This is a genomic window from Pseudomonas alvandae, from assembly GCF_019141525.1.
Taxonomy (GTDB): domain Bacteria; phylum Pseudomonadota; class Gammaproteobacteria; order Pseudomonadales; family Pseudomonadaceae; genus Aquipseudomonas; species Aquipseudomonas alvandae.
The window spans coordinates 1,573,772-1,597,942 of the sequence record NZ_CP077080.1 but is presented as its reverse complement, the minus strand read 5'-3'; the positions used below and the strand labels follow the sequence as shown (position 1 = coordinate 1,597,942).

The 24,171-nt window shown below is 58.7% G+C and carries 12 protein-coding genes; 7 read left to right on the top strand and 5 right to left on the bottom strand.

What is annotated here, in order from left to right; translation table 11 throughout:
- Positions 1-17: 17 nt before the first annotated feature.
- The 6 genes from KSS97_RS06915 (at position 18) to KSS97_RS06890 (ending at position 6,910) form a co-directional block, all read left to right on the top strand.
- On the top strand, positions 18-743 hold the full coding sequence (locus KSS97_RS06915; protein WP_030140828.1) for an RDD family protein: 726 nt from the start codon (positions 18-20) through the stop codon (positions 741-743).
- Positions 740-1,714 carry a stage II sporulation protein M gene (locus KSS97_RS06910; protein WP_217861367.1) on the top strand — a complete coding sequence of 325 codons (975 nt, stop codon included), beginning with the start codon at positions 740-742 and terminating at the stop codon, positions 1,712-1,714. Before KSS97_RS06915 ends, KSS97_RS06910 begins: the two co-directional genes overlap by 4 nt.
- A complete protein-coding gene (locus KSS97_RS06905) occupies positions 1,701-3,233 on the top strand; it encodes a DUF4129 domain-containing protein (RefSeq protein WP_217861366.1) in 1,533 nt (510 codons plus the stop codon). Before KSS97_RS06910 ends, KSS97_RS06905 begins: the two co-directional genes overlap by 14 nt.
- Positions 3,230-4,393 carry a DUF4350 domain-containing protein gene (locus tag KSS97_RS06900; RefSeq protein WP_198797906.1) on the top strand — a complete coding sequence of 388 codons (1,164 nt, stop codon included), beginning with the start codon at positions 3,230-3,232 and terminating at the stop codon, positions 4,391-4,393. Before KSS97_RS06905 ends, KSS97_RS06900 begins: the two co-directional genes overlap by 4 nt.
- The gene (locus KSS97_RS06895; protein WP_198797907.1) at positions 4,390-5,394 is read left to right on the top strand and encodes an AAA family ATPase; all 1,005 of its coding nucleotides are present in this window, start codon (positions 4,390-4,392) and stop codon (positions 5,392-5,394) included. Before KSS97_RS06900 ends, KSS97_RS06895 begins: the two co-directional genes overlap by 4 nt.
- Positions 5,395-5,578: 184 nt before the next feature.
- Positions 5,579-6,910: a DUF58 domain-containing protein gene (locus KSS97_RS06890; RefSeq protein ID WP_217861365.1), complete on the top strand. Its 1,332-nt coding sequence runs from the start codon at positions 5,579-5,581 to the stop codon at positions 6,908-6,910.
- A gap of 9 nt (positions 6,911-6,919) precedes the next feature.
- Here the strand turns inward: KSS97_RS06890 and KSS97_RS06885 are convergent, their stop codons facing one another.
- The 4 genes from KSS97_RS06885 to KSS97_RS06870 all read right to left on the bottom strand — a co-directional run bounded on the left by KSS97_RS06885 (position 6,920) and on the right by KSS97_RS06870 (position 22,368).
- Entirely contained in the window at positions 6,920-11,368 is a 4,449-nt protein-coding gene (locus KSS97_RS06885) for a hypothetical protein (protein WP_217861364.1), read from the bottom strand.
- Positions 11,369-11,373: 5 nt separating this feature from the next.
- Positions 11,374-15,426, bottom strand: a complete 4,053-nt coding sequence (locus KSS97_RS06880; RefSeq protein WP_217861363.1) for a Tc toxin subunit A-related protein — start codon at positions 15,424-15,426, stop codon at positions 11,374-11,376.
- 5 nt (positions 15,427-15,431) lie between these two features.
- Complete coding sequence (locus tag KSS97_RS06875; protein WP_217861362.1) at positions 15,432-19,082, bottom strand: Tc toxin subunit A; 3,651 nt, start codon at positions 19,080-19,082, stop codon at positions 15,432-15,434.
- Positions 19,083-19,239: 157 nt separating this feature from the next.
- Positions 19,240-22,368 (bottom strand): hypothetical protein, encoded by a 3,129-nt coding sequence (locus KSS97_RS06870; protein ID WP_217861361.1) that lies wholly within the window; start codon positions 22,366-22,368, stop codon positions 19,240-19,242.
- Positions 22,369-22,952: 584 nt separating this feature from the next.
- On the opposite strand from KSS97_RS06870, the gene KSS97_RS06865 reads away from it, so the two are divergent.
- Complete coding sequence (locus tag KSS97_RS06865) at positions 22,953-23,318, top strand: DUF6124 family protein (protein ID WP_217861360.1); 366 nt, start codon at positions 22,953-22,955, stop codon at positions 23,316-23,318.
- A gap of 461 nt (positions 23,319-23,779) precedes the next feature.
- On the opposite strand, the gene KSS97_RS06860 is transcribed toward KSS97_RS06865, so the two are convergent.
- On the bottom strand, positions 23,780-24,151 hold the full coding sequence (locus KSS97_RS06860) for a hypothetical protein (protein ID WP_217861359.1): 372 nt from the start codon (positions 24,149-24,151) through the stop codon (positions 23,780-23,782).
- Between the last annotated feature and the right edge of the window lie 20 nt (positions 24,152-24,171).

Here is a 24,171-nt window from a genome sequence, read left to right as displayed (position 1 = left end):
CCCATCACAGGTTGCCCATGCTCGAGACACCAGCACTGCAAAGGAACGCGCCGCTGCCGCCACCACTGGACACGCGCTACCAGGTCGAAACGCCCGAAGGCATCGACCTGCCACTGCGCCCGGCGGGGCTGATGCCCCGTGCGCTGGCGTTCGCCATCGACCTGGGCATACGCGGGCTGGTGCTGGGGTTGCTGTTTTTCGTCCTGGCGTTTTTCGGCGAACTGGGCATCGGCCTGGGATCGATCCTGCTGTTCGTTATCAGCTGGTGGTACATGGTGCTGTTCGAACTGTTCAACCAGGGCCGCTCGCCGGGCAAGCAAATGATGGGATTGCGCGTGGTGCAGGACGACGGCAGGCCGATCGGCTGGTCCGCCTCGTTGATCCGCAACCTGCTGCGTTTCGTCGACATGCTGCCCTTTGGCTACGCCTTTGGCGCGATCAGTTGCCTGCAACATCCAACCTTCAAACGCCTCGGCGACCTGGCGGCCGGCACGTTGGTGGTCTATCGCGAGCAACCGGTCAAGCGCCCCGAATTGCCATCGGCCCGGGCGTTGCGTTCGCCTTTTGCCCTGGGCCTGGCCGAACAGCGCGCCGTGCTGGGTTTTGCCGAACGCCAGGGCGAACTTTCCGAAGCACGGGTCACTGAACTGGCAACGATCCTGGCCGTCCCGCTGAAGGTGCACCCCACCGGCGCCGTGGCTGAACTGAATGGCATCGCCCGCGGCCTGCTGGGGCCGACATGAAGCAAAGCCTTTTCGAAAGTCGCCACCATGGGGAATGGGAACACCTGTCCCGCCTGCTCGACCAGTTGGAGCGCAACAGCAACGTTGCCCAGAGCAGCGATTTCCCCCACGTCTATCGACGGCTTTGCCATCATCTGGCGCTGGCCCAGGCGCGAGGCTACAGCAGCTTGCTGGTGGACACCTTGCAACAACTGGCGCTGCGCGGCCACCAACAGCTCTACCGCGACCGCAGTCGGCCAACGGCGAGCTTGTCGGCGTTCATCCTTGCAGGCTTCCCGCGCCTGGTCCGCGAACAATGGCGATTCGTACTCGCGGCCGGCCTGATGTTCCTGGGCAGCCTGGCCGCCATCGGACTGTTGGTCTACCTGTTTCCGGAGCTGGTCTACAGCCTGCTGGGCGTCGAGGAGATCAGCCAGATCCGTAGCATGTACGACCCGGCGGCCGGGCATCTGGGACGTTCGATCGAGCGGGCCGCCAGCGAAGACTGGGTCATGTTCGGCTATTACATCATGCACAACATCGGCATCGCTTTTCAGACCTTCGCCAGCGGCTTGCTATTTGGCCTGGGCAGCGCGTTCTTCCTGTTCTTCAACGGCCTGACCATTGGCGCGGTGGCCGGGCACCTGACCCAGATCGGCTCGGGCGGGACGTTCTGGTCATTCGTGATCGGCCACGGCGCCTTCGAACTCACCGCCATTACCCTGGCCGGCGCCGCGGGCCTGCAACTGGGCTGGTCACTCATCGCGCCGGGACGCCTCACCCGGGGCGAAGCCTTGCGACTCGCCGCCGGCAAAAGCGTGCTGATGATCGGCGGCGTGATCCTCTTCCTGCTCATCGCCGCGTTCATCGAAGCCTATTGGTCCTCCAGCGCAGTGACCACCGCCACCAAGTACACCGTCGGTACGCTGTTGTGGCTGTTGGTGCTGGGTTACCTGCTGTTTGCCGGGCGAGGCCAGCATGCGCCTGAGTGACGTCACCGTAACCATCCGACCGCGCACCACGTGGGAAGCCATGGACCTCGGGGTCTTGATGGCCCAGCAGCATCGACGGCTGATGATGACCAGTTGGGCCATCGTCACACTGCCGGTGTATGCGTTGCTGAGCCTGCTGCTGTGGGATTCACCGTCCCTGGTAGTGTTTCTGTTCTGGTGGCTGAAACCAGCGTTTGACCGCCTGCCCCTGTACATCGTGTCCAAGGCGTTGTTTGGCGAGACCCCCACCTTGAAACAGGCCTTGCGCCAATGGCCGGCGCTGCTCAAGCCGCAGCTGCTGGCGAGCCTGACCTGGCGCCGGCTGAGCCTGAGCCGAAGCTTCCTGATGCCCGTCGTGCAACTCGAAGGGCTCGCCGGGGAAGCACGGGAACAACGCTTGCGCGTATTGCTGCAACGCAACGGCGGCGCGGCCCAGTGGTTGACCATCATTGGCGTGCACCTGGAAACGGCCTTGTGGTTTGGCCTGATGGCCCTGTTCTATCTATTCGTGCCGCAACAAGTCGAACTGGAATGGGACTGGCAAACCCTGGTCGCCGTCGCCGAGCACGACTGGCTTTGGCTCGAACACCTGCTCAATTTCCTCTATCCGCTGTTGTTGATTGTCTGGGAGCCGATCTACGTCGCCTGCGGCTTCAGCCTCTACTTGAATCGACGCACGATTCTCGAAGCCTGGGACATCGAACTGGTGTTCCGCCGCCTGCGCCAGCGCCTGAGTGCGGTCGCCCCCCTGCTGCTGGCGGCGGTGATGCTGCTGCCGCTGGTGCCACCCGCCTGGGCCGCCGAAGATGGCACTGCACCGGACAGCCCTCGCCTGCTCAACCAACCCGTCACCAGCCAAGCCTCTCGCGAAAGCATCAAGGCCATCCTCGACGCCCCGCCCTTCAAGAACCCGGAAACCGTGACGCGCTATCGCTTTGGCGAAGAAGCCCCGGAGCCGGCCGAGACCGACGAAGCCCCGGGTTGGCTCAAATCGATGTTCAACTGGGGTGCCAAACGCTTCGAAACCATCGCTGCGCTGATCCAGGTATTGCTCTGGGCCGCCCTGGTGGGTGCGGTCGCCTGGCTGGCCTGGCGTTATCGGGAAAGACTCAACGCCCTGGTGAACCGCCGGCCGGCGAAGGGCCAGGTGATGGAGCGGCCGACGCCAGCACGGATGTTCGGCCTGGATATCCGCGAAGAAAGCCTGCCGGACGATGTCGCGTCCAGCGCCGAACAATTGTGGTCCAGCGCTCCCCGCGAGGCGTTGGGCCTGCTCTATCGGGCCCTGCTCAGCCGCTTGCACCATGGGTTCGGCATCCCATTGAAACCGTCCGACACCGAAGGCCAGGTGCTGCACCGTGTAGAGCAACTCCAGCAGGAACAGCTGTTGGCCTTCAGCAAAAACCTGACCCTGCACTGGCAGAACATTGCCTACGGACACCGTCCACCACCGGCCCATCTGCAACAGGAACTGTGCGACGGCTGGCGCGGCTTGTTCGGTCCGGGAGCTTCCCAATGAACCGGCGCGCGGGATGGCTGGTCGGCGCCGTGGTTGCTGCACTGGGTGGCGTGTTGGCGATCTTCCTGTACATGAAAGCCGTGCCGTATCAAGAGGTCATCGAGCACGGCCCGGCCCCTGAAGCACAGGCCAATCCTTACCTGGCCGCCGAACATTATTTGCGCCAGCAAGGCATCAAGGTCGAGCACGCCAACAGCCTGGACGTCCTGCCGACGCTGGAGCCGCGCCAACGTACCCTGTTGCTGTTGGGTGAGCGAAGCAACATGACGCCACGGAGCGTCGACCAAGTGATGAACTGGACCCGCGCCGGCGGCCGACTGCTGTTTGTCGCCGAAGCCTTGTGGGACGACAGCACAAACAGCAGCGGTGACCTGCTGCTGGACCGCGTGCGGCTGCGCCAACTGCTGAGCAAGGACCTCAAGGCACCGGAGCCGGAGCTGATCAAGGATCCTTACCCCGAGTTGACCAAACTGTACCTCGAAGATGAAGACGCGCCGGCCTACCTCGGCTTCGACACGGATTTCCACCTCGAAGACCCGCTGAACCTCGCCCAGGCGTGGGCCAACAGCGAGGCAGCGACCCACCTGATGCAACTGAACTACGGCCAGGGCACGATCACCGTGCTCACCGATGCCGAGCTGTGGAAAAACGATCACATCGACCAGTATGACAATGCCTGGCTGCTCTGGTACCTGAGCGCCGACACGGACGTGACGCTGCTGTTCAACACCGACCATGACAACCTGCTGACCCTGCTGCTGCGCTACTTCCCCCAGGCATTGGTGGCCCTGCTGGCCTTGATCGCCCTTTGGCTCTGGCGCTCGGCGGTACGCCATGGTCCGCTGCAACAACCCGCGCCCAAGGCCCGGCGCCAACTGCAGGAGCACCTGCAAGCCAGCGCCGCTTTTCAACTGCGCCACAACGGCCAGCAACACCTGCTACACAGCCTGCAGCAAGACGTACTGCGCCGGGCCCGTCAGCTTCATCCCGGTTTCGAACAACTGGTCGTCGCCGAACAATGGCAAGTGCTTGCCCGCCTGACCCGGCAGCCTACACGCGCCATCAGCCAGGCCCTCAGCCCTCGACCGAAACAACGCCTGTCCAGCGCCGAGTTCTGCCGCCAGGTCGCCCTTTTGCAAACCCTCAGGAATGCCTTATGACTGAACAGAACGAACCCTCAGACAGCCAGGCCCACGCCGCCCAGCAACGCCAGCGCGCCAGTCAACTGGCCCAGGCGATTCGCACCGAACTGCACAAGGCCGTGGTCGGCCAGGTCGCGGTGATCGACGATGTGCTCACGGCGCTGATCGCCGGCGGTCATGTCCTGCTCGAAGGCGTGCCGGGGCTGGGCAAGACGCTGCTGGTGCGCGCCCTGGCCCGCTGTTTTGGCGGGGAGTTTGCGCGCATCCAGTTCACGCCCGACCTGATGCCCAGCGACGTCACCGGCCACGCGGTGTACGACTTGCAGACCGAGCAGTTCAAGCTGCGCAAGGGCCCGGTGTTCACCAACCTGTTGCTGGCCGATGAGATCAACCGCGCGCCGGCCAAGACCCAGGCGGCGCTGCTCGAAGCCATGCAGGAGCGCCAGGTCACCCTCGAGGGTCGCGCGTTGCCGATCTCCCAGCCGTTCATGGTGCTCGCCACCCAGAACCCGATCGAACAGGAAGGCACCTACCCGCTGCCGGAGGCCGAGCTCGACCGTTTCATGCTCAAGGTGCGCATGGACTACCCCGATGCCGACCAGGAACTGAACATGGTGCGCCAGGTCAGCCGCTCGACCCGCGCCGACATGCTCGATGTGCAACCGTTGCGCACGGTGTTGCAGGCCAAGGACGTGCAAGCGCTGCAACGCATCGCCAGCGACCTGCCGATGGACGACCAGGTGCTCGATTATGCCGTGCGCCTGGCCCGCGCAACCCGCACCTGGCCAGGCCTGACGATCGGAGCCGGCCCCCGCGCCTCGATCGCGCTGGTCCGTTGCGCCCGCGCCCGGGCGTTGTTGCGCGGCGGCGAGTTCGTGGTGCCGGACGACATCAAGGGCTGCGCCCTGGCCGTGCTGCGCCATCGCGTGCGGCTGGCGCCGGAGCTGGATATCGAAGGGCTTTCGGTGGATCAGGTGCTGGGGCAGTTGCTCGATCAAGTGTCGGCGCCACGGTTGTGAGCAAAAAATCCCTGATGCTGGTGCTCATCGTGGCGAGGGGATTTAGCGAAACGTCGCACCGCCCCGCTGGGCTGCGCAGCAGCCCCCTGGTTTTGCCTGACACACCGCAAGGGGCCGCTGCGCGGCCAGCGGGGATAAATCCCCTCGCCACACTGGGTTGTCACCCTACCATTGAGTTGCAGCCATGAAGCCTTCTCGCCTGCTGTTGATCTGGCTCGCGATCCTGCTGGCCGTCGGCATCACCCTGGGAGCCCTGCGAGCGCTGGGCATCGCCGTGCCCTCGACGCTGCTGTCGATCCACTGGGGTTTGCTGCTGGCGCTGCTGGCCCTGTCGATACTCGACGCCGTGCGCGTGCGCCGCCTGCCCTCGCCCCGCGTCCAACGGCAACTGCCCGGAAGCCTGGCACTCGGTCGCTGGAGCGAAGTACGTCTGCAAATCAGCCACGACCTGGCCCAGCCATTGAAGATCCAGCTCTTCGACCATGTACCCGATGGCCTGGACTTCGAACACCTCCCTCTTGCGGCGGAACTACAACCCGGCCAGCTCACTCAACTCGGCTACCGCGTTCGCCCGCTCAAGCGCGGCCACTTCAGCTTCGAACACTGCGAAATCAACCTCCCGAGCCCAATGGGCCTGTGGACCGCCAAGCGCCTGCTTCCCGCCGCCGACGACACCCGCGTCTACCCGGACTTCGCCCGGCTCTACGATGGTCAGCTGCTGGCCGTGGACAACTGGCTCAGCCAGCTCGGCATTCGTCAGCGGCAACGGCGCGGCCAAGGCCAGGAATTTCATCAACTGCGCGAATTCCGCGAAGGCGACAGCCTGCGCCAGATCGACTGGAAAGCCACCGCCCGCCATCGCATGCCCATCGCCCGCGAGTACGAAGACGAACGCGACCAGCAGATCATCTTCATGCTCGACTGCGGTCGACGCATGCGCAGCCAGGATGACGAGCTGGCGCATTTCGACCACGCCCTCAACGCCTGCCTGCTGCTCAGCTACACCGCGCTGCGCCAGGGCGATGCCGTGGGCCTGAGCACCTTCGCCAGCGAACAGCCGCGCTACCTCGCGCCGGTCAAAGGCACCGGCCAACTCAACGTATTGCTCAACACCGTCTACGACCTCGACAGCAGCCAACACCCCGCCGACTACCCCGCCGCCGTCACGCAACTGCTGGCCCGGCAAAAACGCCGCGCCCTGGTGGTGCTGGTGACCAACCTGCGGGATGAGGACGATGAAGAACTGCTGGTCGCCGTCAAACGCCTGGGCCAGCGGCATCGGGTGCTGGTGGCGAGCCTGCGCGAAGAAGCCCTCGACCGCTTGCGCCAGACGCCAGTGCAAGCCCTGCCCGAAGCATTGGCCTATTGCGGGACGGTGGAATACTTGAATGCACGGGCCGCGTTGCATGAGCGACTGAGCGCCCATGGGATAACGCTGCTGCAAGCTCGACCCGGGGAGTTGGGGGCCGAGCTGGTGACGTTGTATCTGGGGTGGAAGAAGGCGGGGGATTTGTAGGGGTGAGGCCTAGGGTTTCACCTCTGTAGAAATCTCCCGCACGGGCAGATCTGGGCAGCGTAACTCCACCATGAATGTTCCGTAATTCGATTCCTTGGTCGATATGGACCAAATCAAGGGGGTCGTCATCGTCACCGGTTGTGGTTGGAACAATGGCGGAGCGAATTCCACATTAGGATTTCCTAACGACGCCCCCAAAGCAACGGTGGTCGTGCCGATCAGGCTGCTGCCCTCCTTGACTCTCAACTCCCAGGTATAATCGGTTCCATCCACCAGGTGCAGGTCCCTATAAGCCAGCTCAAACTCCTCGCCATTCAAGTAGAACGTGAATTCCTCCAGCCAGCTATTTTCATCCCGGATAATCCCAGGCAAAGGTGGCGACTTTGGCATTTCGCTGATCAAAGGCATGTCGAACTGCAACGCAAAAGCATGGTCTGGCGTGTAGTCGGGGTCGGTCGTCAGCGTCCAACTCAAGGAAGTAGTCCCTTCCTCCATCGCAACAAGCTGGCCCAGCGGCGGGTCGACGACCACCCCCTGCGCCTCTTCGCCCGGCTTATATTCAAGAAGAAGCTGGGCATCTGGGTCACCGATCAACCAGCTGTCTCTGTAATCCAGCTTCAACGTGTAAACCTTTCCTGCGAAGACCCTCAACCTAACGTCGGACCACCCTGCGGGACTACCTGTGAAGTTAGGTTTGAAGTCCTGTTGCCAAGTCAACTCATTAGGCAGCAGTTCAAACTCCAGAAGTTTGACCTCCCATCCAGCATACCCACCCCGCACGGTAGCCCCCAAAAGCCCTCGTCTCACCCCAGGCAACCTGAACTCCACACGTGCCAGCCCTTCACCATCCGTACTCGTCGGAGCAAGCGTGAGGGTGGGGTAATCCCACATCACCTCGACGCCCTGCAAAGGCTCGCCAGTCAACGCCGACACAACGGTAACGACCGCTGAAACCTGCTCCCCCAGATGACCACTTGGCTTGGGGCTGGTGAGTGACGCGATTTCCCGCGGCTCGTTCAAGGCGTACGACAACTCCACTGTTTTTGAATATTCCTTTTCGCCCACCGTCGCTGTCAGTCGAGCCTCGCCCGGCGTGGCAGGAACAAAGCGCACGCTCGCCACCCCGTAATAGTTGGTCACCGAGGTCACTTCGCCAAGATCAGGGCTGCGCCAAGTCACGGTCCACCCTTGCATTGGCTTACCAGTGATTGCCGAAAGCAATTTGACCTCGGTGTAAAGCTCACTTCCCCAATCCAGGATCCGGTGGGTACTGCTGCTCAAGACAAGGTTCAGCACCTGTGCGCCCTCTCCAACGGACATCGCATTGGCCGGGGAGAGGTTCGCCAGTCTCGTTGCCGATAAACGCAAGGCAAAACTGCCGTCTTTGATGTCGTTCACCTTAAAGGTGTAACTCAAACCCTCCCGAGTCAGTTTTTTCGGCACGCCAAGCGCGGGCGGCGAAAAGCCCAGGCCCAACGCAACGGGCCCGGTACCGGTCAGCCCCAGTGTCACCTCATGATCGAGCAAGGGGCTTGTTTCCGGGGCTTGCAACTTCAAGTGGTGGGTGCCATTGCGACGGGGAAAATACGTCTTTTCGCCCCAACGCTGCGGCGGCTGCTCGTCAAATTGAACGGTCAGTCCCGACCAGGGATCATCAGCCAGTGGGGTGACCTGCAGGGCACGCTTATCCTCGAAGCCGTCATAAGGGCTGAGGACCGATGCCGTCACTTCAAGCGCATCACTGTTGGACGGTGCCAGCGCAAATCCACACCAGCCCGTGGCATCGGTGATTTCCTCTTCCGCACCTCCCCCTGCCGTCCAATTCACAGGCACCTGATCGACAGCGAGGTCGGTGAAATGAGAAAAAACCTGCACCCATAGCCACGCAGAATCCTGGCCAACCACAGGATCGATTGGTGTATCACGCCAGTCTTCAATCCGGACTTTGTTGTGCGCCAGTTTCATCGGCTTGGCGGTCGAGACGAAGTCCAACTGTGGCATCGTCCACGCCAAGGCAAACTGTCCCGATTGCTCGCTGGCGGTAAAGTCGAGCATCCAGATCACGCCGCCGTCAGTGACGGGTTGCGCAACGGCCAAGGCGGGTTCAACGGTTGCATCCAAGTCTGCGGCAGGCGTTCCGGACCAAACCAGCCTCGACTCCAGCCCCACCAACGGACTCAATGCGTTGGGCAACACACTGAAACGGTGCCGTGCGCCCAAGCAGGGAAACAGCGACTGCTCATCCAGCTCCGCGACGACCTGATCAAGCCTCAGATTGACTTCTTCCGCCAGGTCCTCCGACACCAATCGTCCGGACAACTCCCTGACGACAGTGACACTTTCAAGACGTAGCTCCAGCTCGAACAGGCTGCTGATACTGCTTGAAGCGCTTGACGCCAAGCTCCACTCCGCACCACCTCCCAGCAGCGGCTTGGCAATGCCAAGATCACTCGGCACCAACCCGATATCCGGTTCGGCCCCGCGCCAATGCAAGCTGATATTTTTACCAATCCAACTGCTGCCATCATTCGGCACGACTTTCAGCGGATGGGTTTGACCACGCCGGCAAAGCAAACCGAGGGTATTGCGTTGGACTTCCACCCCATCCAGGAAGATCTTGACTTCGTTCTTCCAGGGGCTGGTCGCAATGGCGTTCACGTTGAATACGTGTTCCACCGCGATGGCATCGGCATGGGCCTTGACGCTGACAGTAATGGCTTTGTCCCCGGCACTGCTCGGCTGATAAAGCACGCTCGCCCAACCATCATTCCCCGTGGGACCGGCAAAGATCAGTCCTTCCTCAGACCGCCATTCCACCAACGCATTGACGACCGGGTCCCCATCACCGGCGATGACGACGTGCACCACCTGCACCCTTAGCAACACGCTTTCGTTTTCGTCCACGATCGGAAACTTGTTGGCCCCTCGCACGTCGCCGATCCTGACCAGGTTGCGAGCCAGTGACATGGCTTTTTTCGGCGAAGGGCGCAACAGCTTCGAGCAGACCAGGTCCAGGTCGAACCGGCCGTCCAGATCGTCCGCACTTGTCAGGGTCCAGGTGAGCCCGGTGCCGGTCACCGGGACCCCGAAGTCAAGCGCCGGGGCAACCGTCACCCCCAGTTGTTCCGGAGAATCACCGCTCCAATGCAATGACAGTTCCGTCTCCAGCAGCGGACTGTCCGATGGCAGCCCCAGCTCCACGGCGTAATCCGAACCTCGATTGGGATATCCGGTTTTCTCCTCCCACCGTGCCTGCGCCCCCTCGACGACCGCCATCACGTCTTTCCAGGGGTCTGTTTCAAGAACCCGGACCTCCAGGATTTGCGACACGACACCTGCCGCGTAATAGAGGCTTTCGACTGACGCCTCTATCTGGAACTGACCGGCCAGGGACGGCTCATAGTCGAGATAAGCCCAACCCTGGACGTCGGTAGTGGCCACCTTTTTTACCCGCCCATCCGTGACCGTCCACGTAACCGTACGCCCGCTCATAGGCTGGTTGGTGTAATACGAGGCGACCTGAACCCCCACGCGCACACTCTGTTCGTACTCCAGCACCGGGTAATAGGCCGCTTCATGCACCTGGAGAAAGTTGAGCCGATGATGCCCGAGCGAAACCTGCAGGGGATAGGGTTCTGCGGTGTACTGGTTAACCAACTTCATCGAGAACACATAATCCTCATCGCCGATCCACGGGCATTCGAGTAACCAAGGTGATTCCACTGGTTGATCCACGCCCCAATCCGGCGTCGTGACAATCGCCTCCGTCGGATTATCGACAATGGTCAACGCCGCCTTTGTGCCCAGCCAGACACTGTCGGGCTCAGCCACGAACTCGAGTCGATGCGCCAAGGCACCCTCTGCCCCAAGGCATACATACAAAGGGGCCGTTGGCCCGATGGGTTGTTCGTCGAGCAGGAGCCCTTCCATGGCGGCAGGCTCCAAGTGCAACTGAAGCCTGATGCGCGTGATACGAAGCTTGGAAAACTCGTCTCCAGGGTCGTTTTGAGGGCTGAGTACGGTGACCTTCAGCGTGTCCCTATCAGTAAAGAGTAGCTCCAGCGGGATTTCACACTCCGTCGGGTTGAACTCCAATGGCCCCTCTTTCTTCAGCCTTGCCTGTTCTTCCGGCGTACCGCGCAATTTGGTTGGCAACAACTCAATCGGCTGTTTTCCTGCTTGTCCTTCGACTTCCAGCAACACCTCGCCCGCTCGGGTATGCCACAACTCATACAGGAAAGAGATCACATAGCGGGCTTTATCACTCGGCGTCTTCGGAGCACTTATTGTCTGGTTGACAGAAGCGCCATGGCTGGCCGCCAGAAGACGAATGTAAACGCCGTTGTACATGTCGGATTCGGTACCGAGCGCGCTCCCACGTCTGTTCCATCCCTTCAAGCCGTCCTCGAACTCACCATTTATCACCAAGCTCTCATCTGCCTTGATCACGCTACCCATGGCCATCACCCCTGTGAGTTCTGCTTGAGTCCAACGGCCTCAGCCTCGGTAACTCGATCTTCAACGGCACGCGCGAAGGTCGACTCGCCAGCTTTCGCCGTGTAGCGAATGCGCACGATGATGTCAGTCAAGGAGGCGAGCATTTGCTTCTGAAGCGGGTTTTTTATCGGCCAGGGGAACTTCAACACCCAGCGAGAGACCACTCCCGTGTTTTCAAACGGATTCAACAAGCCTTCATCAGGCTTCATCGCGGTTATTCCGTTGGCGGAAAGGCCCGTCGACAAGGCGATCTGCTGCCCACTGCGTAGATTGATCTGGACATCGGAAGGCGCCACGGACTCCTCCGGATGGTGCAGATAGATCACGGACTGAAGCGACGCTTTTGTAGCAATCTTGCTGCCGACTTGCATCAAGGTGGCTCGCACGTCCTCGAACGGTCCCATCACGACAGGCAGGTCGACCTCGATCGAGCTGATTTGCCGACAGTAATGCCCGGGATGATCGCGATCGAACAGCAGTTGGGTGAGTTCGAACTCCAAGACCCCGGTGTCTTTCAACCCATCCCATGCATCTTTCCAGCTCTTCACGCCGGCTTGGGATTCAATCTTGTCCTCGAACAGACGGCGCAGGGAGACGGTCTTGATCAACTCCAATCGTCGCTCATAGCGCTGCAAGTATTCACGCTCCATGCGCAGCAGATATCCATGTAAATGCTCGCCTGCAGTCAGGCCGTGGCGGTTGTCCAGCCATACTTGAGGCAACGCAACCTGCGTGTCGTAGTCGCCGGTCTCGGCGCTTAACGCGGCCTGAGCGCTGAGACACAAACTGATCACCGCATCATAGGCTTGGTAATGCAGCGCCTTGAGCTGGCCCAGCAACCAGCCGAACAGTTCGGCATTGGTCGAGCGCTTCTTGATGAAGTTATAAACCGTCACCGCTTGGCTGTTGGCCCTCAGGGTTTGCTCCAGGGTGGTTTGCGCGGCTTGCAGGGAATGGGCCTGTGCGGTGATTTGCGCGTCGATCGCCCGAACCTCCGCTTGCGCCTGGTCCCGTTGCAATTGCCAATCTTCCCGGCGACGACGATAGCCCTCAGTCGTGGCCTGTTTATCCGCATCGATCTGCATGATCGACGCAGCGGTTCCCAGCATGAAACTCACCGCATCAATAGCCTTGTCCAGACGATGGCCACCGTTGGCAAGACCAAATATGGTCGGGATGGCAGCTACTACCGCGGCAGCCGGTTTGAGAGACGCCCCGGCCAATTGCAGAGTTTTGGAAACTTGCAGGTTTTCCATGACGCTGTATTCCGCCAACGAAATGTTTTCGTCGTGGCGTCGTGCATATTCCTCGGCGCGTTCTTGCGCCACGGCGCGACTTTGCTCCAGCGCGACCATGCTTGCTTGTAACTGGGCAATGCTTTGCTCCTGAACGGTCCGAGCGTAAGCCCCCAATTCAACCAGATGACTTTGTTGCATTTCCTCCTGTTCGGCCCGATCACGCTGTTCAAGCAAGCGCAGCACCTGGCCCCCGTGGTCTTGCAAGCTTTGCACGGCGCGCAACGCCACCTCGAAGGTCGTACGCCAACGAAAGGCCCCCACCACCAGGCGTCCCCCCATGGGCCTTGTTCCTCCCACGCCACCGGCCGCCAGATCACGCAACAACTGGTTGGGGTCGGTAGGGGGGCTGAACAGTGGAATGTCCAGCGGCTTGCCATCCAGGGTCAGGTTGTTGCGAAGGTTGTACAGACGCTGACCGGGTAGCCCATACAGCTCGAGTAATTGCTCGTTCATCGGCAGCTTGAAGGGCTCGTTTGCCAGCAACCCCATCAAAGGCGCAGCCTCGGCGGCCGCCGGAAAGTCCGCCAGGCTGAACACCAGGTTTTTTTCAAACCGTTCCAGTGCCGGGCGCACGTTGGCTTTGTTCATCAGGTTTCCCACCGTCTCGGTTTCCCAACGGTTGACCGTCCGAACCACGGGAGCCTTTCCCATCAAAAACTGGGCCTGGACATAACAGAGCTTGGCCGCCACCAGACTGTCGCGGGTGAGCTGGCGGTAATACCAGTCCCCCCAAGCGATCAAGTTTTTGACGTACTCGGTGAACACCAGTATCTGGAAATGCCGAGGTGTCGAATAGCCAATGGCATCGGGATCGGTTGGCTCATCAATTTCAAATCCCGAGTTGCCGGGAACATTCAACGGCCGACAGCGCCAATACAAAGGTTTTGGATTCTCAGCCGGAAACTCAGCGGGTGCCTGTGGATCGAACAGGTAATGCAACCATTTCTGCGCATCGAGAAAACGGTCCTCGGCACGCAACCGCGCCGCCACCAGGTGGGGCACATGAAAAAACAGCTCCCAGAAGAACAAGCCGTTGGCGCCGTTAAAAGCACCGTTGGGTTCCAGAAACTCAGTCTCCCCCTGGGGAAGCGGCTCCTCTAGAAATTGCGTATCCCAATCCAATACCGCATCGACGGAAATATTGGAACGCTGCACCAACTCGGGGCCAAACAGCGAGTTCAACCGAGTGTACTTAAGGTCCAGCCCAGGCTGGTTGAAAGAAAGAAATTGCGCCGCGTCCAAGGTGTTTTTATGAAGAGTCACGGGCTCGAAGTCGGTAACGTTTTCGATTTTCAGCGTAAACTTCTTGCGCCCATGGCCGCCTGAGTCAGCGCCGAACAGAAAGACCGGATCCGGCCAGGAACCTTCCCCGCGACTGAATTCAAGCCATTCAGTACTCCAACCGCCAGCGATTGGGAACTCTTTTTCAATCGGATCCTCATCTCCGCCAGCCGGACTTTGCAATGCCAATTTCAGGGTAACCTTATCGTCAGTCTTATCCCCCGTCGGCCTGCAATAACCCTGTACAAACAATTTGTCATCACTACCGACGCGAAACGCCACAGCCTGCAAGCCCAAGTAAGGCGTCAAGGTGCCCGCTGGATCATCGGAAACCACCACGGTCGGTTGGTTCGCCAGCGGATGCTGGACCGTCTCGGCAGTCTTGAAGCGATGTTTGACTGCCTCCTTCAACCAGCGGCCATCATCCGTGTCCACCGGACGAAACAACACATCACGCACCGCAAATATCTCCTTGGCGCCAAAGATCAGCATCACCCCGAGCCGACCTTTGGGATGCTCGCGATCAGCCCACAGGGTTGCAATCAGCCGGGCATCTGCTGGTGGGTCTCCGGCCTGCGTGGAATGATGCAAGCTCAGAGGCGCCGACCAGTTACCGTTCTGGGACATGAAAGAGACGTTGATGTCCAACCTGGGCGGCAACCCCTCGCCGCCTGCCTGCGCCGGAAGTGCGTCTTGCCATTGCGCCCATACGAGGCAAAGCCGACCGCTCCAGAACACCGGACGAATGTCCAGCACCGTCGTGGCAGGCGGAATATCCACAGGCTGCCATTCACTCCATGCTGTTGGATTGATCGCTTCACAGGAAGAAGAAAGTTCAACCTGCGCCTTGCGCCAATAATATTGGAAAGGCGGTACCCGCTGCCGACCGACAAAGTAATAGTCGGTACGGTCAGGCGTAACGCCGTCCATATAGGCGCTGATCACATCCAGGTTGCAGATTTGCTCGAAGGACTGCAGGTAGTCTCTCAGAGCAAGCTGGACGGAATCGCTGCTGAGGCGTGTCTGGTTGAGGTTGTTCTCCAAGGTCTTGAACAGGCTGGTCTTGCGCAGGCGAACAAAGGGGTTGATGAAGTTCTCCGGGTAAAGAGCGATCAGTTGCACCGCCGCCCAATCTGGATAGTTGCTATAAAGCTCCCAGGTGGCCAGATCGCCCTTGCCGAACTCGACCTCTGCGTAACCGGGCTCCAATTTCCTGTAAGCGGCATGGATGAACTGCTGGGCGCAACTGGCGGCTTCGCCGACCCAAGAGCTTTGCACCGGGTAGTTGTCCAGTGGGTCCATGCGCAGCAATTCAAACAAGTCTGCCGGGGTTCGCACGAAACCATAGGCATTCCCTGGCGGCTTGATTTGACCAATGCAGTATTCGACCAGGGCGTTGCGACGTTTTTCGAGCAGCTCACCCATAGTATTCGTTGCCATGGTCCCTACTCCTCAGATGCAAACGTAATGGACTCGAAATCTGCCTGGGCTGAACTGGCTTCACTCAAGACACTGACGTCGAACTTTCCACCGGTCGGGCTGGAGACGAATACCCGCGTCTGCCCGTCCTCGTTGGTCAACCCCTGCCGGGGTCGAATAACCAGCGCCGTTTTTTGCACAGGATCCACCGGTTCGGATAACCATTGCACAAGGGCGTTTTTACCGAGGTTTCCGTAGCGGTCGATCAGCGTGGCGTAAAGCTCGACTTCCTGGCCGTACGGCACTTCTGCCAGCGGCACCGGTGACTTGAGCCGTAGCGCAAAGGTGAGGGTTGAAACGTCGGCGACGAGATTGACGGTGGGTCCGTATTGCGGCTCAAACAGATCCACCCAAAATTGCGGGGTGTCCGAGCCCATCACTTTGCCCGGCGTAAACTCCATCTCGACCTTGCCGTCGGGCTCCGTTGCGGCGCTGCCTTGAAAGGTGCCCAGCGTGGCGCTCCAATTAATATGGACGCCGCTCAATGGTTCCCCGGAGCGGTCCTTCAACATGAGGGTGAAGATAATCTTCTCGCCAGGTTTGTTAGGCACTGCCTCGGTTTTATCCGCGGTAATGGACAAGGTCACGAGCTGCTTCAGATCCTCGCTGAACGTAACCGCGGGTGCATTGGACTCGGACATGCTGAGCAAGGCATGGTCGGCGGCGTCCTTGTAGGCCGACTTATTTAAGTTCTCTGGCAAAGTTCCTATCAGGAAAATCGTCAAGGCATCCATGCCCGTGCGCGCAGCCAACTCCCGAACGCGCAGCAGCCAATCCAGTTGGACCAGGTCTTTCAGGACTTTCTTGCTCGGTTCGATGTGACTCACACACTCACGCACCTCCTGGACGCTCCAGTTAAAGAATTCGGCCAGCCTGATCGACGATGCCTCTTGGGCCAATTTCAGTGCGTCTGTCCCCATTGACTCAAGACGCAATGCATTGACCTCCCGCAGGTAATCGAGGAGTTTCTGGGGAGGCTGCTCGCTGAGCTCAAAGGCATGGGTGAGCGACGCCAGGTAGTAAACTGTCCGAATCGTGAGCGCATACTTGTCGACTGACCCCGGCAGCCAGGCCATGTAGCCATACTCCAGATAGTCCTGCAAAAGCTCTTCGCCAAGCGCCAGTTTCTGCACCACCGCACCGCGACGGCGAATATCAGCCAGCAGAAAAAGCAAAGGGTCCGGTTGCACATTGCGCCAGGTATGAAAATCTTCGGTCTGCAAATCGACGTGCCCGAGCACCAGGCGCAGCAATTGATGCACTGTTGTATTGGCCCACGTCAGCAAATGAATCATTCGTCCCGAATCGACGCCTGCGTAAGCCGCCAGGCTCTCCTTGACCACCGATACCTGGTTCTCTCTGATCTGCAGCAGCACGCTGAGCATTGTCTCGACAATGGCAGGACGCTCGGGCTCAAACGCTTCGCCAAGGCCATCTCTCACCGCATCGTCGAGTTTTTCCCGTGCAAAGGCCAAGTAATCGGCCTCGGCTAGCGCAGAAGCGATCACCAACCCATCGGCATCGACCAGGACCGTCAGTAAATCCACCCAACTGCCACCCACCAGCGCGGGTACACCCGCCATCAAAAACGCCGAATCGGTGAATAGCGCGCCAGGCAATAAACTGAGTATTTGTTTGAAAAGCTCGCCTTCAGCGTTGGTGGCGGTCAAGACGCGTGGCGGCAAAAGCTGTTGCAGTATCCAACTCACTGGAATGTCGCGTTCAGCACACCATTGCGTACACTCCTGCATGGCATACAGCAGATTAAGCACATCTGGCATGCCGTCTGCCGAACCGATTCGAGGTACACCCGCGACGCCGTTGAGCCAAGCTTCCTCGCCCAACAACAACAGCAGCAGCACGCCTTCGACCGGCGTGATACCCAATAGCCTGGGAAATTTCACCAAACGGTAGAAGCTGGACAGGACCTGGGGGCTACGGGGCAGCTTGCCATCGTCGTCGATACCATAGGCCCCCGCAACGGCCTGAGCCAGATAGGCGTAGGTTTTCAGATCAATATTCAACGCGCTGCACAGTTGGGCGACTGTCAGGTCCAGCTCTTCGGGTTCGGGCAAGACCGCAAAGAGTCCTCCGTCAAGTTTCAAAGGCTCGCGGTAGTCATCCTGAAGGTTGAATATCTGATCGAATTGCGAAAGCGTTTCACCGCGTCCGTAAATCGACAACGCGTCGATAAACACAGCAAAGTCGGGTGCGGTACACCCGTAACGTTCCCGTAGCGATTGAAACAGCCCCAGCGCGTGCTCGACTTGCGGGGTGATCCACCAGTCTTCTTCCGACTTTTCTTGCGACTCATCCCCACGCGCCTCGGCGTTGATCGCCGCCGCCAGCAGTGCGTCGACTTGCTCGCTCGGCAACGCCAGCCATTGGTCCAGACGCACCTTTCGGTTCATCCGGTCAAATCGTTCAAAGTCATCGGCGTCGTCGGGATCCAGCGTCAGGCGGTGAAGAAACGATTCGCTTTCGTCGCTACCGGTGATTTTCACAACCGGGAGCTTATTGGCGTGGAGGTAAACCGAACCGGAGCGGTAACTTTCCAGATCTTCTGCATTCGCTGTCGGATACACCGAGACGTTGGCCGAGCGAACGGGTGCGAAGCGGCGCACCGATAACAAGGCCTCGAGCCCTGGGGTATCGAGTTTGGTTCGTTCGCCGAAGAATTCGATTTGGTTGAGGTTCGTATATTTATAGGTGTTATCAGTTCCGAAGTTCTCGGCATAAAAACTTTCCTTAACATCTAGGGCGGCTGGATCCTCCGTCAGCAACCTCCGTTGATAAGGGCCCAGCCGCGACGCATGGGCCAAGGCACGCCCCGCGTCGTTATCCCAAGCTTGAGGCTGCAAAAAATAGGGAAACGAGCCATCCACCTTGTGGGCGAAATCCCCCACCGAAAGACCATGATGGCGTGTAACAGTGTCCACGGAGACCCAGTGCTGGTAATAAGGCAAACCATTGGGATAGCGCGCCTGAACCATGGCCTCTTCAAGATCCACGGAAGCTTTATCCTCGGAAGCTGGGTGTTCCTTAATGAAGGTCTCCAGCACCAAGAGGATGACGTCCACAGCAGATACGGCGCGATGCACCGCATTGAAATCTACAGGCAGCAGTTTCAAGTCCTTGCGTCGTTCATGCAGAGGCATGGACTCACCGACGACTGCAACCGACTCGATCCGCTTTTCTATCCACTTCATCAGCTCGATCAGATAAGCCACTGGTGAAGCCAGCGACTCCAGCGCCTGTGGCGGGCACATGGCGTCGAATTTGGGTGTAAACAGTTCGTCAAAGCTGGGGCCCTTGACCATTGACAACAATCCGTCCCGCGCACCCGCCGCCCTCGTATCGGTCCCGATACCGTACAAGCTGTGTTCTATGAACTGGCGGCGTACATACAGAGCCATGCCGTTGCACCGTCGTAAAAATCGGCGGGCATCATCAGGGGACAGGTCAAATTCCCTCACCAGTCCTTGCGCGCCTTTTTCAACCAGCGGAAAGATCGAGCCCCCGTCCTCGATGTATTTGCCAAGTGCAGGGTATCGGACGAGTTGCTCCGGACTGAGAATCTGCTTCATCAGTTGCACGGCAGGTCGGGATTGCGCCATGGCCAGTTTCCTTGAGTCGAAAACGGTTTGTACGGCCCGACGAGTCGGCCAGGCCTTGCGTGGGTTGAATTACGCGCTAATAAACCCTGGTCGGCTACTGTCAGATCTGACAGTTCACAAGACCACCCATCGGGCCAGGACTGCGGCGAGGACCGCATTACTTCACGTCGAAACGCCCACTCTCAACCCAATCGGAAACCGTCGCGCCATCCGCATCGCTCGTGAGGGTCTGCTTGAATCGGCACCACTGGCCGCCGCTGACCAGCGTCTGCGTCGCCTCGCCCTGCCATTGGCCGGCAGTCACGCCAAGGGCCGCGGCCCAGTCCAGTTCGGGGTTGTACCAACTCACGACACGCCCGCTGCCCGCCCGGCCCCGGCCTTCGAACGTGACCGGGTTATCGACCCAACGTCCCGCCGCCGGCCTATCGATTGAAGGCAGGTAGGTCCCCAGTACCACCGCTCGCGGCGAGTCGGCGGACTCGAAACCCTCGCATTTCGCCACGGCCAGCAGCTCGTGGGCGCCGCCGGGTGTTTCGAGCGTTACGGTCACCGACCAGGTGCGGTCCTCCAGCACCGGGCCGCTCGCCAGCGCTGTGCGGCTGGCATCGTTCAACCTGACCGTCACGGTGTCCCCCGGTATGCCGAAGCCCGACACCACGACGCTGGAACCGATGTGCTCGTCCGTGGCGGGGCTTTCGATGAAGGGCGGGGCAGGGACAACGTTATAAGTGAGCCAGGAGCTGTATTCGGAGGTTCGTTCTGTGTCTTCCTCGTCTATAAAAATTTGCCTGGCCCGGACAGTGGTGCTGCCAATCGGCAAAGTCACTTCTGTTTTCCAATCGCCGATCGAGTTCACAAAGATGTTTTCACGTAACGGGTCGGCTTGGCCTTGTAGCCAGACGGTGACTCGCCCATTCGGTATACCGCGGCCTGACAACTCCGAGGTACGTGGCAAGTTCCCGCCGGGCTGTGGTTTCACGAATTCCGGGGGCAGCAGCACCACGTTAAACACCCGCTGATCACTGCGCTCCGATGATTGTCCATTTAATTCTTGTTCCGCACGGAGGAAGTACTTACGGAACTCAAGTCCAAAGAGCTCGATGGACCACTCGCCGTCGGCGGTGAGCAACTTGGGCTCACCCAACGGTCTTCCGAACTGAACATCGTGCAGTTGCATCGTGGCCCCGGCCATGCCGTTGTCCCCTCGGACGATCACATCGCGGCCCACCATATCGTCGGGACCGGGATAGGTGATCACCGGTTTGAGCATGGGCAGGGAAACCGAAAACACTTTGAAGATTTCTGGTGAGTCTTGTTCGGCGGCGGTCTGGATAAGCGTCGCGGTGTGAGAAATGTCTGGCTCGAACGGAGTATCGCGCCGGAAAGCCCAGCGACCATCGTTATCGTCATCGATGACTGTGTGCATAACACCGTCGTCATTGAACGTAAGCTTGAGCGTAGCGCCCGGCCAGCAAGTGCCGCTGAAGTTGGGCGAGAGGCCGTTATCCACCGGATCACCCATGCCGGGTGCCAGTGGAGGGATGGTGACCTCGACCTCGACCCAGTTGGGTGACCACTCTTCCGACAAAAACTGTTTGATATAGATTTTGCGCCTGAGCGTCGGTCCCCAGACTTCAGAGGCCAGGCTCTGCCACTCTTCGCCGGACACTTGAGCATCTGGGGCAACCTTGTTGGTGCCGCCAGGAACATCAACCAGTCTCACCATCGCGTCATTGAAACCTTTGCCTGAAAATTCCGGTCGATACTCCGGCGTGTAGGACACCTCGCTTACATCAGGCAAGCCCACATCAATGTAAAAGTAATAGGGTTCAGACTCGATCCAACCACTTGCTCTGTCGGGTACCTTTTGAATCGCCTGCAAGCGGTAGTTGCCAAACGGCCAATCGGTCGCTGTCGTTTCCCATTCCCCGTCCTTCACGTCCGCCAGTGGTGGGGGCCTGACAGTTGGGCCACTGTCTACCGTGATTTCGATGGTGGCACCGAAATAGCCGAGGCCTGAGAATTTAATGGTGGTGTTGGATGGATAGGTACTGATGCCGGACAACTTGGGAGGACGGATTTTGAACGCTCGGGCAGGGCTACGATCCGTTTCCTCCTGGCTATTTGCGAGGATCGCCACCACTGAAACTGGACCTGCCGGAATTATGACAGCACAAGTCCAGTCATCCAGTATCGTCAGGTTTGTCCCAAACAAATCCTCCCCGCCGTCCCTGAAAACTTTAACACTAAAACCTAAACGGCCCTTTATGCCCTTCAACCAAAAGTTCCTGTCTTGAACCGAACCGGCTGGCGGATCGGTAATTTCTGGCGGCGTGGATGAAACAACTTTTATAGCAATATTTTCTGCCCAGCCCGACTCCTGACCGTTCAGGGTCTGTTTGGCAGTGAAAGAGTGGTTACCCGTAGCCAATATATTGGTTAAGCGCGAAATAGAGAACTCGCCAAACTTATCAACCAATCTATCTAGATGAGGGACTATTTCACCCGTACCACTCACGTGGAGTTGTAGCTTTGCTCCGGGCACACCTGTACCAGAAAACGCTGGCCAGCGTCCAACTGTCGTATCTGGTTTAGGCTTTAGAATGACTGGCTTGGTCAACAGTGTTACGGTGACACTCGCCGCCTCATCCGAAGGCATACCATCAAGAACCTGCTTCGCGGTAATGCGGTTTGCCCCCGACAACAGCGGTTTGATTAAAGGCGCTGCCCAAATGCCACCCTTTACGTCGACAGGCTCGGATAATGCCTCCCCCGAATCGGCGTGGTAAACAGTGACTTTCGCCGTATTCGTGCCTGTACCCTCAAAACTTAGAGCTTGACCGGGTAGCACCACAAGTCCACTCGCGGGCTTTGTAATTCGTGGAGGGGCGACATAACGCACCTCCACCGCTCCATACAGATCCCTATCCGGGCCATCATTTATATCGTATATCCAGTGAAAATTAACGACTGCTGAAATACCGTTACCCGTAGCTGCATGTGTCGAACCACTCATATCGTGCCATGCACCGTCTTGTATCCCTTTATCACCGATTAAGCTACTCCACCCCCCTTCGTTCACTGACTTAAGCCTAAGCTCTGCATTGCCGCTGTTGCGACTGTTACTTCTTGCTTTATACCGCAGAGGCTGCGCATAAAATTTCGACTCACTCGACCACCAACACCTCACCTCAAGGTCCGCCCATAAAGTTCCATCCTGAGCTCTGATGGTGTATTTTTTTCCGACTTCAGAATCGACATCTTCAATATCGCTGACAGACTTCATCTTTGAATTCCACCGTTAATTATGTCGAGACGCCTTCAAAAACTGCGCCGCGCAAACGAGTTACGACTTACACCGTAAGCAACCAAATTGGAATAATTTGGACATGTAATTCTTCGCATCACTCTTAATGTTCGGATCTCATTTTTTATCAAAAATCACGACAAAATTGATGGAGCGTTCAATTAATAAACGCCAAATGCTCTATCTCGACACCTGTCAACTTTGACAGTCCCGACCAACGGCCCTACCACCTTTGTAGGAATCCCCCGAACCTGACTACACCTCCTTGCGCAACGGACTACAGATCCGCCAGAATCCGCCGACTTGTGCACCTTGGCCTTGCCCCGTAACGTGATTCGCGTCGCTGACAACTCAGCGATCGGGTTTAGTCGCCCAGTGGTAAAAGTGATGTGCACAAGCGTCATCCAGTCGGGTTCTCCTGCCCGCACTTGATGGTGGCTGTTCGCAGGGCGCCCTCGGGCGCGCCGGGCTTCGCTTTTCCACCGGTCGACTAACCTGCGTCCAGCCGCCACCCCTCGTTTAGTCGCGAATCGGGTGGCAGCCACCATTACGGAAAAGTGAACATGATCAAACCAACCCCAAATCCGCAAAAACCCGCCCCACGTCCCACCCGCAAAACCCTCGACGAGCAAAAGCTCGACAAAGCCGCGCAAAAAGCCCTGGACCATTACCTAAAGCCCAACGCCGGCAAGCCGGACAAGACCCCACGCCAATTGGACTATTTCATCGTCGCCCCCGATGCCGACCCCGAAGGCCTGCTGGCGCACACGTACGAAACCTTCTGCTCGGTGAGCACGTTGATCCTGGATTTATCGGAAGACCTGGAAGGCGCTCCGCGCAACCTGGCCCTGGCGATTCACCAGATGGGCGAGATGGGGGTGTTGTTGCTGGAGAAGTTGATGGATGGCGAAGCGAAGGTGCAGCGTTGAGGGCGGCGTGAGCGGCGCAATGAATTAGACGCCAGCGCTGTGGCGAGGGAGCTTGCTCCCGCTCGGCTGCGAAGCAGCCGGAAAACTGGCGAATGCAGTAACTGTTGCTCCGCATTCAGGCGTTTTGGGGCCGCTTCGCGACCCAGCGGGAGCAAGCTCCCTCGCCACGGAGTTATGGGTAACTTTGAACTATTGGGCGTCTTTGAGACTAGAGCTGCCCAGTAAAAACCAAGGCCCACGCGATATCTACATCGGATAGAAGCTGATGTAGATATCGGCGACGCACTCACATTTTCTGCATCCCGGCGACGTCCATCGCAGGCCGAAATTGGCTTCAAGCGTAATGTGGAAATTCTTCCACCTCATATTTACTGTCAGGTATCTTTCCCGCGTCAACGTTAGCCACCACGAGCCACTTGCGAACATCTATAAAGTTAGTTTTTATGCATCGACAGGACAGTTTATTTCGTCACCTCCCAAGCCCCCGTCATATTAATATCGTTGCGCGGCCACGCCTGGTCATATATCCAATTAAAATGTATAACCGCCGTTCGATTATTACCTTGCACAGAAACAGTGTGTCCAAACTCGTGCCATTTTCCGTCTTGAATCCCGCTGCCTGTCAACTGCCTCCAGCCGGTGTCGCCAGCTGAAACAAGCGCCAACTTAATATTACCTTCTGAGCGGCCATTATTCGAGGCTATATAGTTAATGGTTCTAACAGTAAACATAGTGCCATTCTCCGACCACGAATACTCCAAACTTAGTTGCGCCCATTGACCGTCTCGTTCCGCTTCCACTATTACTGCTTTTGGGGTCTTATCAACATTCATGACTGCACCTCGTTTTAACG

Coding starts and splice junctions, on each gene's coding strand:
- KSS97_RS06910 (WP_217861367.1), top strand. CDS start 740: ATGAAGCAAAGCCTTTTCGAAAGTCGCCACCATGGGGAATGGGAACAC.
- KSS97_RS06890 (WP_217861365.1), top strand. CDS start 5,579: ATGAAGCCTTCTCGCCTGCTGTTGATCTGGCTCGCGATCCTGCTGGCC.
- KSS97_RS06870 (WP_217861361.1), bottom strand. CDS start 22,368: ATGAAGTCTGTCAGCGATATTGAAGATGTCGATTCTGAAGTCGGAAAA.
- KSS97_RS06875 (WP_217861362.1), bottom strand. CDS start 19,082: ATGGCGCAATCCCGACCTGCCGTGCAACTGATGAAGCAGATTCTCAGT.
- KSS97_RS06880 (WP_217861363.1), bottom strand. CDS start 15,426: ATGGCAACGAATACTATGGGTGAGCTGCTCGAAAAACGTCGCAACGCC.
- KSS97_RS06900 (WP_198797906.1), top strand. CDS start 3,230: ATGAACCGGCGCGCGGGATGGCTGGTCGGCGCCGTGGTTGCTGCACTG.
- KSS97_RS06905 (WP_217861366.1), top strand. CDS start 1,701: ATGCGCCTGAGTGACGTCACCGTAACCATCCGACCGCGCACCACGTGG.
- KSS97_RS06915 (WP_030140828.1), top strand. CDS start 18: ATGCTCGAGACACCAGCACTGCAAAGGAACGCGCCGCTGCCGCCACCA.
- KSS97_RS06865 (WP_217861360.1), top strand. CDS start 22,953: ATGATCAAACCAACCCCAAATCCGCAAAAACCCGCCCCACGTCCCACC.
- KSS97_RS06895 (WP_198797907.1), top strand. CDS start 4,390: ATGACTGAACAGAACGAACCCTCAGACAGCCAGGCCCACGCCGCCCAG.
- KSS97_RS06885 (WP_217861364.1), bottom strand. CDS start 11,368: ATGGGTAGCGTGATCAAGGCAGATGAGAGCTTGGTGATAAATGGTGAG.
- KSS97_RS06860 (WP_217861359.1), bottom strand. CDS start 24,151: ATGAATGTTGATAAGACCCCAAAAGCAGTAATAGTGGAAGCGGAACGA.